At 36.1% G+C, this 15741-nt stretch carries 9 protein-coding genes and 1 tRNA gene; 5 read left to right on the forward strand and 5 right to left on the reverse strand.

The features are described 5' to 3' along the window. Positions 1-126: 126 nt before the first annotated feature. A tRNA-Phe gene (locus ACFIJS_RS04630) sits at positions 127-199 on the reverse strand. A 400-nt stretch (positions 200-599) separates the two neighbouring features. Here ACFIJS_RS04630 and ACFIJS_RS04635 point away from each other — a divergent pair. The 3 genes from ACFIJS_RS04635 (at position 600) to ACFIJS_RS04645 (ending at position 5099) form a co-directional block, all read left to right on the forward strand. Then, positions 600-1763, forward strand: a complete 1164-nt coding sequence (locus ACFIJS_RS04635) for a phosphoserine transaminase (RefSeq protein ID WP_375650335.1) — start codon at positions 600-602, stop codon at positions 1761-1763. Positions 1764-2146: 383 nt separating this feature from the next. Beyond that, entirely contained in the window at positions 2147-3436 is a 1290-nt protein-coding gene (locus tag ACFIJS_RS04640; protein WP_375650336.1) for an adenylosuccinate synthase, read from the forward strand. 241 nt (positions 3437-3677) lie between these two features. Further along, a complete protein-coding gene (locus ACFIJS_RS04645) occupies positions 3678-5099 on the forward strand; it encodes a hypothetical protein (protein WP_375650338.1) in 1422 nt (473 codons plus the stop codon). Positions 5100-5289: 190 nt separating this feature from the next. Here the strand turns inward: ACFIJS_RS04645 and rpoH are convergent, their stop codons facing one another. The 3 genes from rpoH to ACFIJS_RS04660 all read right to left on the reverse strand — a co-directional run bounded on the left by rpoH (position 5290) and on the right by ACFIJS_RS04660 (position 8786). Beyond that, positions 5290-6174, reverse strand: coding sequence for an RNA polymerase sigma factor RpoH (gene rpoH / locus ACFIJS_RS04650; protein WP_375650339.1), 885 nt, complete (start codon positions 6172-6174; stop codon positions 5290-5292). A gap of 147 nt (positions 6175-6321) precedes the next feature. After that, positions 6322-7326: an RluA family pseudouridine synthase gene (locus ACFIJS_RS04655; protein ID WP_375650340.1), complete on the reverse strand. Its 1005-nt coding sequence runs from the start codon at positions 7324-7326 to the stop codon at positions 6322-6324. 29 nt (positions 7327-7355) lie between these two features. Continuing rightward, the gene (locus tag ACFIJS_RS04660) at positions 7356-8786 is read right to left on the reverse strand and encodes an aldehyde dehydrogenase family protein (protein ID WP_375650341.1); all 1431 of its coding nucleotides are present in this window, start codon (positions 8784-8786) and stop codon (positions 7356-7358) included. Positions 8787-9254: 468 nt separating this feature from the next. Between ACFIJS_RS04660 and ACFIJS_RS04665 the strand changes: the two genes are divergently transcribed. Both ACFIJS_RS04665 and ACFIJS_RS04670 read left to right on the forward strand, forming a co-directional pair. Next, the gene (locus ACFIJS_RS04665) at positions 9255-11825 is read left to right on the forward strand and encodes a DNA translocase FtsK (protein WP_375650343.1); all 2571 of its coding nucleotides are present in this window, start codon (positions 9255-9257) and stop codon (positions 11823-11825) included. Between the two features lie 993 nt (positions 11826-12818). Beyond that, positions 12819-14525 carry an ATP-binding protein gene (locus ACFIJS_RS04670; RefSeq protein ID WP_375650344.1) on the forward strand — a complete coding sequence of 569 codons (1707 nt, stop codon included), beginning with the start codon at positions 12819-12821 and terminating at the stop codon, positions 14523-14525. Between the two features lie 18 nt (positions 14526-14543). Here ACFIJS_RS04670 and mscL read toward each other — a convergent pair whose 3' ends face one another. Next, positions 14544-14951: a large conductance mechanosensitive channel protein MscL gene (gene mscL / locus ACFIJS_RS04675; protein WP_375650345.1), complete on the reverse strand. Its 408-nt coding sequence runs from the start codon at positions 14949-14951 to the stop codon at positions 14544-14546. Positions 14952-15741: the final 790 nt, after the last annotated feature.

Here is a 15741-nt window from a genome sequence, read left to right on the forward strand (position 1 = left end):
AAGGAGCAAATAAGAAAAAATTAGGTAAAATTGTATAAACTGTAGAAGGTGGTCCAAAAGGTGGTCTGAAAATTGTTGTTTAAAGAAAAAATCTATATACTTCAATATACTAAAGTAATAAAACGGTGCCCAGACGCGGATTCGAACCACGGACACGCGGATTTTCAGTCCGCTGCTCTACCAACTGAGCTATCTGGGCATGCCTCATAAAAAATACAAAGCGTTTGCGGTTATAACATTAAAATTTTCTCTGTCCAGTCATCAAAAGAAAAATAATTGATTTTTTAATAAGTTTATCTCCCTTTTTCTAGAGAGTTATCAATGAATCTTTATCATAAAATAAATTTGATAGGTGTATTGGACACGTTAGTGTATTGTTATTAGAATGCTATCTTATCGTGGTAATAATACGAAAAAAATTAAAAAAAATCAATCGAGAAACATGGTTAAGAAAGATTTTTTATAAAGTTTCTATGAATTTTCAGCATACGAAATAATAGAAAATATTTTTGATTTTTTCTAAAAAGATCATTGATTAGTCTTTATAATAATTTGTTCTTCTTTATAAAGAAAGAAAAACATCTAAAAGGGGAGAAAGAATGATAATGTTACAAAAACCAAGCAGTCGTCCCAATAATACTAATTTTTCTTCAGGTCCCTGTAGCAAACGGCCTGGTTGGACTCTTGATGTTCTTAAAAATGCATTAGTTGGGCGTTCACATAGATCTAGAGAAGCAGAATTAAAACTTGCTGAAGTTGTTAATTTAACCCGTGAGATTCTTGAGGTTCCTTCTGATCATCGTATAGGAATTATGCCAGGTTCAGATACCGGTGCTGTTGAGGCTGCTCTATGGTCTCTATTAGGTGAGCGTGGCATTGATATGGCGGCGTGGGAAAGCTTTGGATTTGGGTGGAATAAAGATGTTGTCGAGCAATTAAAGCTTTCTGATGTGCGTCGTTTTGAAGCTCCTTATGGTGAAATACCGGATTTAACACAACTTGACTTTGATCGTGATGTTGTTTTTACATGGAATGGGACAACTTCTGGTGTGCGTATTCCTAATGCGGATTTTATTCCGCATAAGCGGGCTGGATTGACCATTTGTGATGCAACATCTGCAGCTTTTGCGCAATATCTTGATTTTTCAAAATTAGATGTTGTTACTTTTTCATGGCAGAAAGTGTTGGGAGGTGAGGCTGCGCATGGTATGGTGATTTTAAGTCCTCGTGCTGTTGAGAGGCTTGAGAATCATGTTCCAGCTTGGCCTATGCCTCAACTTTTCTATATGACAAAAAATGGAAAATTGAACGAAGATATTTTTAAAGGAAAGATAATCAATACACCTTCTATGCTTTGTGTTGAGGATTTTCTTGATGGATTGAAGTGGGCAAAATCTCTAGGAGGTGCAGCGGCATTAAGAGCACGGGTTGAGAAAAACTTTTCTGTATTTGATGCTTTTGTTCGCAAAACACCATGGTTAGAATATTTGGCAAAAGATCCTGAAGTGCGTTCTAACACCGCTATTTGTTTAGACATTGTGGATCCAGTGATTGCTGCTTTGGATACGGAAAAGCGAGTGTCTTTTATAAAAGCAGTTGTGAAACGTCTTGATGAAGAAGGGGTTGCTTATGATATCGGTTCGTATCGCGATGCTCCTCCTGGGCTTCGAATTTGGGCGGGTATAACAATTGAAGCTTCCGATCTTGAAATTTTAACACAATGGCTTGAGTGGGCGTTTCAAGTTGAAAAAGCACAGCTTTAAATAATTACTGGTGATCTTTACAACGTGTTTTTAAACAAAAAAGGATACGAGAGATTATGATGATCTTTCGTATTCTTATATCAGAAAAACAGTCTCTAAATATTACATGAATTGTAAAAGATTAAGAGGGGGAATAAATACTCTGTCAAGTGTTGGATACGAACAAATTAAAATCTCTAATTTTTTTACGTTTTGTAGCAAAAATAACGGATTTAAAATATTTTGGTATTTGCTTATTTTTATTATCATAAATTTGAAAATTTAATCACTTGAAGATTGAGAAAAATCTGAAATGAGGAGTCGCGCTTGCTCTAAGGTTTCGTTATAAAGAAGTGTTTGTTTTTAAATACTGGTTTTTTTGACCAAACACAACGGAGAAAGTTATGGCCAATGTAGTTGTTGTCGGTACACAATGGGGTGATGAAGGCAAAGGTAAAATTGTAGATTGGTTGTCTGAGCGAGCAGATATCGTGGTGAGATATCAGGGGGGGCATAATGCTGGCCACACATTGGTTATTGATGGAGTTAGTTATAAATTATCACTTTTACCGTCTGGTTTAGTGCGTGGCAAGTTATCAATTATTGGCAATGGTGTTGTTGTTGACCCTCATCATTTTGTTGCAGAATTAAAAAAATTATGTGATCAGGGTATAAAAATCACACCAGAAATTTTACGTATTGCTGAAAATGCTCCTTTGATTCTTTCTTTGCATCGTGATCTTGATGCAATTCGAGAAAGCGGTTTATCTGGTTTAAAGATTGGTACAACAAAGCGTGGTATTGGACCGGCTTATGAAGATAAGGTGGGACGTCGTGCTATCCGAGTGATGGATTTAGCAGAAAAAGATACACTTATGGCTAAGATTGAGCGGCTTTTGAGGCATCATAATGCTTTGCGTCGTGGGATGGGTGTTGCAGAGATTGATTCTCAAGCACTTTATGATGAATTGATGCAAGTTGCGGATAAAATTTTGCCCTTTATGGATTGTACGTGGCGTCTTTTAGATGAAGGTTATCGAGGAGGGAAACACATACTTTTTGAAGGTGCGCAAGGAGCTTTACTCGATAATGATTTTGGAACTTATCCTTACGTAACATCATCGAATACAGTTGCTGGGCAGGCATGTACAGGTTCAGGGATGGGACCTAGTGCAATTCATTATGTTTTGGGTATTGCAAAAGCGTATACCACACGTGTTGGAGAAGGGCCTTTTCCTACAGAGCAGATAAATGACATTGGTGAATTTCTGGGAGTACGTGGGCATGAATTTGGTGTTGTAACGGGTAGAAAGCGTCGATGTGGTTGGTTTGATGCTGTCTTAGTCCGTCAGATGGTAGTAGTTTGCGGTGTTCAAGGTATAGCATTGACAAAACTTGATGTTTTGGATGGTTTGGATGAAATAAAAGTTTGTATTGGTTATGAGCTTGATGGTAGAAGGATTGATTATTTACCTTCTTCTATGGGAGCCCAAGCCCGTGTGAAGCCTATTTATAAAACATTAGAAGGTTGGAAAGAAAAAACAGCCCATGCATTGAGGTGGGAAGATTTACCAATGCAGGCTGTTAAATATATACGCTATATTGAAGAACTGATTAACACAAAAATAGCTTTATTATCTACGAGTCCGGAACGCGAAGATACTATTCTTATTACAGATCCCTTTGCAAATTGATTATTACTTTTAGGTTTCCATATAGATCTTTTGTTCATTTCTATATCTTTTAACAAAAAGAGCTTTTAAGAGCGCGTGAAAGAAAGCTGTAAAATAACATTGTTTATTTTGCATATTCATTTTACACTATGACGATAGATGTACCAATATAAACGACAATAAATTTATGAGCCTAAAATAAAGCTGTTTTGGCCTGAGTGTTAGGTTTTTTTTGCTTAGTTTAAGAGAGATTATAGAGGAAATGGTAGATTTCGTTGGAATCTTAAAAAAGGCAATTAATGCACAAAATAATGTTACACCACAAGTGCGTAAGCGGATTTATAAACGGGCTATCGAAACATTAGAATATCAATTTGTAACATCAAAAATACCACAAGCAATAGCAGATGAACAAAGAAAGATTCTTCATAGTGCTATTGCAACGGTTGAAGAAGAATATTTAGCAGTTGAAAAGAAGTTGCTTTCTTCAGTTGTTGGGTGGAATCCCACAAATATAAATGAAGATAAGAAATATATAAAAAAGACTATATTACCAAAGAATAATGAATTTTCAGTGGTAGACATAAAAAGAAAGCAGGATTTTGTTACACGTCCAAAGGATAGCAAGTTATTTGATGAGCCTTGGGTATCAGATATACCAGATGCAGAGCCTGTTAATATAGAGGCTGATGTGTCTTCTCAGCATGTTAATAGCTGTGCGTTAAAGGTCTCTTCGTCGCAAGAAGATAATCCGCATATTGTTTCGCATATTTTTTCTCAGGCTTTACATCGTGCTAATAAATCATTGGTGCAAAGGCGTATTGTGATAAGTGCTGTTTCTGTTGTTAGTTTTGCTGTTTTAACTGTTGGTATTTTTTTCATTGGTGGGCGTGTATTTGTATCAAATGATCATCAGGTGTTAGGAGAAAATCTTCAAGTTTCTCACGAAGTACCAAAGGCACTTTCGGTTAAGAGAAAATTAACACAACGTTTATTAGAGGATGGGAGTGAAATTGATGTCGGTTTAAAACAAGCGACAGATTCTTCGGATGAAGAAGGAGTCTCAACAGTTGTTTCCAGCAATTTGCAATCGCTTGATAAATTAGGTGAAGCTGTTTTTTATCAAGCACGTACAAATTATGATGCAGAAAAGATAGCAACCGGAAGTGTTCGCTGGACGCTTATAAAGGAGTCTTATGTGAAGGGGGATCCAGAAGAAACAGCTATACAAGGTGATATAACAATTCCCGATGAAGGGCTATCATTACGGTTAATTTTACGTCGCAATACTGATCGGTCATTTCCTGCTGCATATATTATGGACCTTATTTTTATTCTTTCTGATAAATTCTCAGGTAAAGCTATAAGCAGTGTTCAAGCGTTAACCTTTAAAGCAAGTGAACAATCTATTGGGCAGACTTTAATACGAACTATTTCTACAAAAATTAACGATGATTTTTTTCTTGTTGCATTGAGTGGTAATCATCCATTTCTTGATCGAAATTTACAATTGATGCGAGAATTAGATTGGATGCGTTTGGTGTTAACGGATAAAAACGGACGTATAAATGAATTAACCTTTTCAAAAGGACCAAAAGGTGAGTCTATTTTCAATAAAGTTGTTGGACAATGGCTTGCACAACAAAATAAGTTAACAGTTCTTGGTCAGAAAAATAAAACATAGATGCAAATAAAATAAAAAGTTATTTCTCGATATCAGTTTTTATTGGTTACATCAAACACGCTCAATAAAACCATACATCATAACTCAAAGGATTCTACAGGCTAATTTACAAGTACAAAGCCAATATATGCCTCTCTCATTTCTACTTTAAAAATGCGCAAAAATTGGCCTCATACCTAATTCTAGAGTCTTATATTTGACTTTGAGATAAAGCAGAATCTCTGATAGAATTTTGCACTTTTTCAAATGCACGCATTTCAATTTGTCTTACTCGTTCTCGACTAATATTAAATTCACCAGAGAGTTCTTCTAGAGTTAATGGTATATCGTTTAAACGACGCGCTTTGAATATACGTTTTTCGCGTTCATTAAGATTGTTCATGGCATTTATAAGCATGGAACGACGATTCTCCAATTCACTTTTTTCAATTAAAATTTGTTCTTGATCGTTAGATTCATCTACCAACCAATCTTGCAACTCGCTGTTTTCCCCTTCTTTTGTACGAAGGGGTGCGTTGAGTGAAGTGTCACCACCAAGTCGGCGATTCATTGATACAACTTCATCCTCTGAGACATTCAACTGGGTTGCAATTTCTTTTACTTGTTCTGCATTGAGATCACCGCTATCAAGTGCTTGAAGTTTACTTTTTAATTTACGAAGGTTAAAAAACAGGCGCTTTTGATTAGCTGTTGTCCCCATCTTCACCAAACTCCAAGACCGCAATACATATTCTTGGATTGATGCTTTAATCCACCATATTGCATAGGTTGCAAGACGAAAACCCCGTTCGGGTTCAAAGCGCTTAACAGCCTGCATGAGTCCAACATTGCCTTCTGAAATGACTTCCCCAATGGGAAGTCCATAGCCGCGATACCCCATCGCGATTTTAGCTACGAGACGCAAATGACTGGTTACCAGCCTATGTGCTGCTTTTAAATCATTATGCTCACGGTAACGTTGAGCTAACATATATTCTTCTTTTGGATCAAGCATAGGAAAACGACGCACTTCTTCCAAATAACGGTTTAATCCGCCATCGCCTGTGGTTACTGATAACAAATTCATATGGGCCATAATAGCACCCTCCTTTTGTCTGAATTCCCTGATAAGGCAAATTCTATGTTTCAGATAGTAATATCCGTGCACATTCACTTTAGCATATTTTTCAATTTTGTTCAAAAAAAGATATTTTATTGTGAAATCTTGAGAAGGAGAAAAGTTTCAATTCATTTTTTTAAAATGCTTAATAAGTTTAGCCATATCTTGAGGTAGTGATACAGAAAACGACATAACTTTACCGGTAGAAGGATGTTCAAAAGTGAGACTTGTGGCATGGAGTGCCTGTCGGTTGAATTGATCGATTGCATTTTTAATAGTGGGGTTGAATGTGTTTAATTTTGTTTTAAAAGCGTTTCCATAAACTGTATCGCCTATGAGTGGATGCCCAATATGAGCCATATGAACACGGATTTGATGGGTGCGTCCAGTTTCCAAGCGACATTCCAGAAGGCTAGCAAAAGATCTTGAGTCTGCATGAGAGCCATATTTTTCTAGCAAAGAAAAATGTGTAACAGCATGGCGAGCATAAGGGTTTTGGTTATGAATAACAGCTTGCTTTGTTCGGTTATGGGGCGAACGGCCAAGTGATGCATCAATTGTCCAAACATTGCGGTGAGGTGTCCCCCAAATCAAGGCATGATAGCGTCGGTCTAATGCACAGGTACGTCCATGATCAGAGAATTGAGCACTGAGACTTTTATGAGCCAAATCATTTTTTGCAACAACCATAACACCACTTGTGTTTTTATCGAGACGATGGACAATGCCAGGGCGTTTAACACCACCTATACCAGATAAACTATTACCGCAGTGATAAATAAGAGCATTAACCAACGTACCGGTCCAATTTCCATTACCAGGATGAACAACAAGACCTGCTGGTTTGTTAATAACAATGATATGATCATCTTCAAAAAGGATGTCCAATGCAATAGCTTCAGCACTAGGTTCTGCATCACGAAGGTCAGGCATTGTCAATTCAATTATTTGCTTAGGTCTTAATTTTGTTTTTGGTTCCTTTATGAATTGACCATCAATTTTAAGATAGCCTTCACGGATGAGGGTTTGCAAACGCGAACGTGAGAACACATTATGATATTGTTTTGCTAGCCACTGATCAAGACGTTGCCCAAGAGCACCTTCATCCGTTATTTTTTGTATTACCATACGATTCCTATTAAGTTTTTAATAAGATTTTACCAGTACGAAATTGCTTTACTATCGAGAAATTCTTTAATTCCCCAATGTCCCCCTTCACGGGCGCGTCCAGAAAATTTTACACCTCCAAAATAGCTTCCACTGGGTAATCCATGTCCGTTAACTTCCACCATACCAGAGCGTACCTGTGCCGCAATACGACGACATTTATTGCGATCTTGCGATTGAATATAATTTGTAAGACCATACTCAGTGTCATTCGTTAAAGCTACAGCTTCTTCTTCTGTATTAAAAGCAAGAATCGAGAGAACTGGACCAAAGATTTCTTCTTTGAAAATACGCATATGAGATTTTACATCAGCAAAGACTGTTGGACGGACATAATAACCGCGTTCAATTCCTCTTGGTAAACCAGTTCCACCTGCAACAAGAGTTGCACCATCATCAATTCCCGATTGGATAAGATCTTGAATTTTGTCATATTGTTTTTTTGAAACGACGGGACCAATATGATTTCCTTCTTGGCAATTTGGTCCTACTTTTGTTGTTTCTGCAATATCTTTGGCTATTTTTATGGCTTTGTCATAGATGCTCTGTTCCACAAGCATACGAGTCGGTGCATTACAGCTTTGTCCACTATTATAAAAGCAATGTCGCACACCACGTTGAATAGCATCTGAGTCGGCATCAGCAAAGATAATATTCGCTCCTTTTCCCCCAAGTTCCAGACAGACTCTTTTTAAAGTAGCGCTAGCATTTTTAGAAATATCTTTTCCTGCTCTAGTTGAACCAGTAAAGCTAATCATTTCTAGATCTGGATGTGCTGAGAGATAAGAGCCGACAGTTGCACCATCACCATTGATTAAATTAAAAACACCGGCAGGGAGTGCGGCTTCATTTAAAAATTCAGCAAAAAGCATAGAAGAAAGAGGCGCAATTTCAGAGGGCTTTAATACCATGGTACAGCCAGCCAAGAGAGCAGGGATAACTTTAAGAGTTACTTGATTCATAGGCCAATTCCATGGCGTAATTAATCCTACGACGCCGATAGGATCGTAGTGAAGAATTGCTTGCTCATTTCCCTTTATTAAAGTTTTTTGGAATGAAAACTCTTTATAAGCTTCGATAAAATTGCGAATGTGGGAACTGCCAGTTGCGGTTTGCGCATTAAGTGCCATATCAATTGGTGCTCCCATTTCCATTGAAATGGTTTTTGCCATGTCTTTAGAACGTTTTTCATAGATATTTAGAATTTTTTCGACGAACCCAAGACGTTCATTTGGTGACGTTGTTTTCCATTTTTGAAACGCTTCTTTAGCTGCGTTAATTGCTTTATCGGCATCTTTTGTACTTCCAAGGCTAATGACAGCACAAGCCTCTTCTGTGGATGGATTAATGACGTCAAAATCGTGAGGAGTGCTTGGGTCATCCCATAGACCATTAATATAAAACTTCCGTTTATTAAACATAATTCGCTCCCTTTTTTCTATTTGTGTTTATGTAATTATGATTATCTTAGTCTAAGCCGTTTTAAACGAGGATAACAAGGGTAATCTTATAAAAACGCGAGAAATTAGATTGTATTATGATAATGGAGCATAAAGAATTCAATAGAGTAATGCTTAATATACCCATTTGTATTATTGGCCTAATTACTTTTATGAAATGGAAGAGAAAGAGAGGTATAGACAATTTTTGAAGCCTTTTTATCATGAGGTTTTCTTCAAAATAAATGAAATACGAGCTCTATGATACCATAAACTAGACAATTTATATCGTAAATATGCAGAAGGGGGATTATGAATATGCATTATGGCATTATTTTTTTTCATTAAAAAGTAACCATCAGCAAAAGGTTATTAACCTTCGTATGATAGTTTCTATGAATTCTTTTTGAAAAGGTTATTTTTCTCATTGCTATAAATTTGTTGGGTGCCATGCATAATTCGAAAACAAAATCTATTTCTACGTCTTCTTTTTCTGATGATGGTACGAAAGCTGCATCAAGAGAAGATTTATCTATTAAGATTACTGAGATATTTCCTTATCCGGAAGTATGGAAAAAGGCATTTACCCTCGGAAAAAATGTCCGTTTCACGCGAACTCCAGAAGTTGAGATTTTGCGCCGTCGTATAGAAACAGATCCAGTTTTTGCAAAACAGTTTAAATTTTTTACGAAGCAAGATCAAAAAAAAATTACAGATACCGTACGTTGTAACAAGAAAACAACAAGCGTTCCATTGACAAAAAAAGTCATTAATCCCCAATCAATAGAAAATAAAACGTCGGTTTGTCATTCAACAGTTTTGAAGCAGTTGTCACGACAAGCTACTCGTATGCCGTCAGAAAATATTCTACTTGAGGAGGATAAACAAGAGCATAAACTGCAAGTAGAAAATGTGCTACAAAAGATGAATCCTGCTTGGCATCTTTCCGATGATGCATTTTTTGAATGCGTATCTTTGATATTTGAACATATGGATACTCAAACTTCAAAAGAGGATGAAACATCGATTGACACAACAAATGAAATTACATCCGTTATCCCTTCTGCCTTTGATGAGTCAATAACTGCTCTTTACCGTGTTCTTGAATACCGCTTTCCGCAACTCTATGATTCAATTACATCAGAATCTCCAGCGGAAAGGATACGAGGCGTTGAGCAAATTTCTGATTTAATGCATACGAATAATGATATTACTAAAGAGTGTCATTCTAAGCTTTCTGTTGAAGATTCCGTTCATACGTTAAGTAATGCAAGGGCGTTAAACGATACTGAGGCACTAAGCGATTCTGAGTCTAGTACAGAGACGAAAAAAACCAATAACATTGCCGATTGCATGACAAAGAATGTCACATCATCTTTAAAAGATTTGTCTGTGATGCAAGCAAACGGTAAAACGAAAATATTGCAATCTACCCGCGTGCCATTAAGCGATTATGATTCTGCTTTTATACAAAATATTCAATCTATTGATAGTGATGTTTATGAGTTTCCTCCGATCAATTTATTACAGGAACCTGTTTTTCATGAAGGTACGATGATTCCTCAGGAAACATTGGAACGCGGTGCTGGGCTTTTGGAAAGTGTTTTGGAAGATTTTGGTATTAAGGGTGAGGTTATCCATGTACATCCAGGGCCAGTGGTTACAATGTATGAATTTGAGCCTGCTGCGGGTGTAAAGTCATCGCGCGTTATTAATCTTTCTGATGATATTGCACGTTCTATGTCTGCTATTTCTACACGCGTTGCTGTCATTCCTGGACGGAATGTTATTGGGATTGAGTTACCCAATGCAGTTCGTGAAACCGTTTATTTACGGGAATTAATTCAATCACGTTCTTTTCGTGAAAGTGAATTTAAACTTGCTCTTGCTTTGGGGAAAGGGATTAGTGGTGAGCCGGTCATTGTAGAATTAGCAAAAATGCCTCATTTATTGGTTGCAGGAACAACAGGATCAGGAAAGTCTGTAGCAATTAATACAATGATTTTGTCAATTCTTTATCGTATGACACCAAAACAGTGTCGTTTGATCATGGTTGATCCTAAAATGCTAGAGCTCTCTGTTTATGATGGCATTCCACATCTTTTAACACCTGTTGTAACAGATCCTAAAAAAGCGGTAACAGCTTTAAAATGGGCGGTTCGTGAAATGGAAGAGCGTTATCGCAAAATGGCTAAGTTAGGTGTACGTAATATTGATGGTTTTAATGCACGCGTTGCACTTGCGGCTCAAAAAGGTGAAACGATCATGTGTACTGTCCAGTCGGGTTTTGATAAGGAAACAGGAGAAATGCTTTATCATGAAGAAGCCATGGATCTTACGCAGCTTCCTTATATTGTTGTGATTGTTGATGAGATGGCTGATCTCATGATGGTGGCAGGGAAAGAAATAGAGAATGCCATTCAGCGCTTAGCACAAATGGCGCGTGCGGCCGGTATTCATCTTATCATGGCAACGCAGCGTCCTTCTGTTGATGTTATCACAGGGACAATTAAAGCGAACTTTCCTACCCGCATTTCTTTTCAAGTGACATCAAAAATTGACAGTCGAACGATCTTAGGTGAACAAGGTGCTGAAACGCTTTTAGGTCAAGGAGATATGCTTCATATGGCAGGTGGGGGGCGTATTGTACGCGTTCATGGACCTTTTGTCTCTGATGAAGAAGTTGAATCCATTGTTGCATATCTTAAACTGCAAGGAAAACCTGATTATTTAGCAACCGTCACGGATAATGAAGACGATAACAAAGAGGATGCTTCTGCTAATTCAATGGTTGAAGTGTCTGAGGAAGAAAATTTTGATGAAGAAGGGGAGGAGCTTTATAATCAAGCTGTAAAGATTGTTATACGTGATAAAAAATGTTCAACGTCTTATATTCAGCGCCGACTTTCAATCGGCTATAATAAAGCAGCTTCTCTTGTTGAGCGGATGGAAGAAAAAGGTATTGTTGGAGCCGCTAATCATGTGGGAAAACGTGAAATTTTACTCAATACAGGGAAATAAAAAAGCACATTTTAATGTGCGATTTTTAAAATGTTTGACAGTCATTATTTAAATAGCGAATGCTTGTTTTATGTTTCAAAGAAGATGTGTCCATGTATTTATTTTTATAATCATATTAAAGAATTGAGTGGAGAGTAGCAAAGCAAAAGCGATCTTTTGACTGCTGATGAGGTAAACAACCTGATACCAAAAGGGGAGATATTTTAACATTTCTAGATGATCTGAAATGTAAAGAAATTAAACAAATCTTTATATGAGAACAGATGATTTTTGTTTTCTCTTCTATAGCGGTTCTGATGAAAGAAAGGTCTTTTGGGGATTATGGAGAGCATCATAAGAAAAGTATCCAATATGCAAGTTCTTTTGTATTAGGTGCTTTAAAGCGCTATGCTAAATTTTTTATCATTTGATATTATTGGCACAAGAAAGGTGTCCTTACGAGAAACTTTATTTGAGAAAGAAATTTTTATTTCTATTTTTATAATGCAATTTATTGATTTATAATAATAATTTATCATTATAAATATTGAATAAAGGTTTCAAATATCGTATGATTTTCTCATTTCAAATCTGTTTCTGTTGAAACAACTAAGGCTATTTTTTTGCGTATCATAATAATGTAGGGGTAAAAAAATTAAAAAAGAAATAAAAATGCCGCTTATGAACGCCTTCAAATGCCAAGAATTATTGGTAACATTAGGAGATATCTTTTTAAAACAGGCACGTGAATGCGTAAAATAAGTGTATTCTTTTTGAGTACTATTTATGTGAGGGAGATGTTACCATTATTGTAACAAGATTTGTTACGATAATGGGTGAATAAACAACAGGAGTTGGAGGATTCTTTTTATTCTTGTTTTGTTGATGATACAGTCAAAATTTTGTTACAGACAATTGATATAAGATATCAAGTTATTTTAACCAGAACAGGTAATTGTAAACAAATTAGCATTATTCATTTGAGAGTAAATCCAGCACTTTTTAGTTTTAATTATGCCATTAAAAGCAGATGAGTTGAAGTTAAATACAAATGAATTAAAATGTCAGCAAGAAGCTTTTCGTTTTACAGCAGAGCTTTTGCCGCGGCCTTTTACGTGGGAAATCGATCACAATGGTTTATTCTGTGAAGTCTCAAAAGAGCTAGCTGAAGTTGTTGGTCCTCTCTCTTCCTCTGTTTTAGGATGTAGTTTTCATGAGCTTGCTCATCAATTTAATGATGATCGATATCTGGTTCTCAGTCATTTTATTGAAGCGGCTATGCCTTGGAGTAAAGAGATTGTTCAATGGCCTGTTGATGGTTGCTTACAATGGCTTGATGTTGAACTGTCGGCTTTGCCAATTTTTGATGTTAAAAAGCAGCTTAAGGGATTTCGTGGCTTTGGTGTTTTAAAAATACGAAAAAAAGTCCAAGAAAAAAGAGATGAAAAGCTGGAAACAGAAATGCCATGTCTTACGGAAATAGAACGTTCAGCTTTTCATGAAATTGCAGAGCAATTGCGTGATGAATTGAATTCATCGGTAAAAGAAGAACATTTAGTTGAAGAAACAGCTATTCAGTTACCATCTGCACAAACATTGCCGGTAAATGCTATAGAACAAGCTCTCGTAAAAGAGCCCACTGCAGTTTTATTATTGTTGGATACAGCAACAGATGGTGTTTTATGGTTGGATGAAGAGGGCTTTATTGAATCAGCAAGTAGGGCAGCCTTAGCATTAATGGGTTATGAAATAAATGAACTACGAGGACAGCCACTCTCTTCATTATTTACTTTGCAAAGCCGATTTTTTGTTGAAAAATATTTTAAATCAATCCGTATGGAAGGGAAAAATCAGGTTTTAAATCGCAGAGAAACAGCTGATTTAATGACGAAAAATCATAAAAATATAACCGTTTTGATAACGATTGTATTTTTGGCACAGCAAGGCAATTATGCTGTTATGTTGCGTAATAGGATACAAACAATTTCATCAGGAGAAAAAAAAGCAGAAGAGGATAAAATCGTTGGGGTGGTTCATGAAATACGAACACCTTTAAATGCTCTTATTGGTTTTGCAGAAATTATGAAAGAAGGCCGTTTTGGTTCGATAGAAAATGAGCGCTATCATGGATATTTACGCGATATTATTTCCTCTGGAAAACATATATTATTGCTGATTAATCAATTACTAGAGTGCTCGAAGATAAATTATTCTGGTTCTAATAACCAGATTGATTCTTCTCTTATTTCTGAAACATTTGATGTGATATCTTGTTTACGTGCGACGATAGCTTTTCTTGAAACTCAAGCCAATCAGAACGGCATTATCATGCGTATTGTTGCTCCACCTCATGTTCCATTTATTCCTGTATCACAACAAGTGTTTCGCCAGATTATATGGAATCTTCTTTCCAATGCTATTCGTTTTACACCTTTGGGTGGACAGATTATTGTTCACGTTTCTTATAGAAAAGAACGTGTAAAAATTTCAGTGAGTGATAATGGTATAGGGATGAACGAAGAAGAGATTATACAGGCACTACAACCTTATGGTCAAGTAGAGCGCAAAGATGGCCGATCTGGTGATAGCGCTTTTATAGGAACAGGTTTAGGCCTCCCAATGTGTAAAGCAATGGTGGAAGAAAGTGGGGGACAATTTTTATTATTCTCAAAACCCAATCATGGAACAACTGTGGAAATGTTTTTTCCTCGTGTTCCATGATGTAAATCTCGCATAAAATTATTTTTTCTTAGCTAAAAGATCTCTAATTTCTATCAAAAGCTGTTCTTCAGAAGACGTTTTTTGGGGGCTTTCTTCTTCTTTTCTACGGATTTTATTCATAGCTTTAACGAATAAAAAAAGAACCCAGGCAATAATGAGAAAATTGATAAGTAAAGTAATAAAGTGTCCATAGCTAATGGTTGCTCCAGCTGCTTTAGCGGCACTTAATGTCGCTTGTTTTTCGCCAGCAAGTTGAATAAACATATTAGAAAAATCAATTCCACCTGTAATCAGCCCAATGATTGGCATAAAAATATCATTGACAATTGAGTTAACCAAGCTACCAAAAGCACCTCCTATAATCACACCGATAGCAAGATCAATCACATTACCTTTTAAGGCAAATTCTTTGAATTCTTTAAGCATTGCGTTTTCCCCTTTATATAAACGATATACGGTAATTTACTTACCGCTTTTGATAAAAAAGGAAAGGGCAGATTTTATTTTTAGGATTATATTACAATATTAAACTTATTTTCAAAGAACTTTATCAGGTTTAATAAAGAGCTTTAGGGCTCTATTTGAATGTACATAGAATATTTCCTAGAAAAGAGCTTTTTTGATAAAAACTATATCTGCTTTTTTCAACAGAAAGTAGAAAACTGTAACTTAATTTATATAATTGCCTCAAGATTTTTATGATAACATTAACAAAGAGAAATTTTTACAAAATACCACAAAATGAGCAGCGTTGAAAGTTGAGCTATCAGGAAGCTTCTCAAATGAAGTACGTATATTGGCATAACATATTGTCATAAAAAGAGAATTTAGTAATAAAAAATATATTTCAGCACTGATGGAAGAATAGATAGATGAGGCAGGAGTAAGACTTATAGTTTAATTCCTCTTAATTCAATAAGCGCTAATAACAATTAGGAGGGCATTATGGCTTATCTAAAAGCTATTTGTACTGGGTTACATGAGCTAAAAAGCAATAATTTCGATGGAAGAAATACATTTCATTTGCTGGAAGATTGTATCAGTTTATAAATAGCAGAGCTCTAAGGTTTGCAAGATCATTTTGGTTTGGAAGTCGTTGGTATGATAGGTGTGAGTTCAATAATCAACTGTCATTACTTAAACTATGTTAGACAGAGCAGTTATAGATGCTAAATTGTATTTAGCGCATCAGAAATGGCAAAGAAAAAAACGCAGA

It is taken from the genome of Bartonella sp. OT172YNZD (assembly GCF_042193725.1).
Classification (GTDB): domain Bacteria; phylum Pseudomonadota; class Alphaproteobacteria; order Rhizobiales; family Rhizobiaceae; genus Bartonella; species Bartonella grahamii_A.

Excerpts from the sequence above, each read along its gene's own strand:
- rpoH (WP_375650339.1), bottom strand. The coding sequence starts at position 6,174 with ATGGCCCATATGAATTTGTTATCAGTAACCACAGGCGATGGCGGATTA.
- ACFIJS_RS04665 (WP_375650343.1), top strand. The coding sequence starts at position 9,255 with ATGCATAATTCGAAAACAAAATCTATTTCTACGTCTTCTTTTTCTGAT.
- ACFIJS_RS04670 (WP_375650344.1), top strand. The coding sequence starts at position 12,819 with ATGCCATTAAAAGCAGATGAGTTGAAGTTAAATACAAATGAATTAAAA.
- mscL (WP_375650345.1), bottom strand. The coding sequence starts at position 14,951 with ATGCTTAAAGAATTCAAAGAATTTGCCTTAAAAGGTAATGTGATTGAT.
- ACFIJS_RS04660 (WP_375650341.1), bottom strand. The coding sequence starts at position 8,786 with ATGTTTAATAAACGGAAGTTTTATATTAATGGTCTATGGGATGACCCA.
- ACFIJS_RS04640 (WP_375650336.1), top strand. The coding sequence starts at position 2,147 with ATGGCCAATGTAGTTGTTGTCGGTACACAATGGGGTGATGAAGGCAAA.
- ACFIJS_RS04655 (WP_375650340.1), bottom strand. The coding sequence starts at position 7,326 with ATGGTAATACAAAAAATAACGGATGAAGGTGCTCTTGGGCAACGTCTT.
- ACFIJS_RS04645 (WP_375650338.1), top strand. The coding sequence starts at position 3,678 with ATGGTAGATTTCGTTGGAATCTTAAAAAAGGCAATTAATGCACAAAAT.
- ACFIJS_RS04635 (WP_375650335.1), top strand. The coding sequence starts at position 600 with ATGATAATGTTACAAAAACCAAGCAGTCGTCCCAATAATACTAATTTT.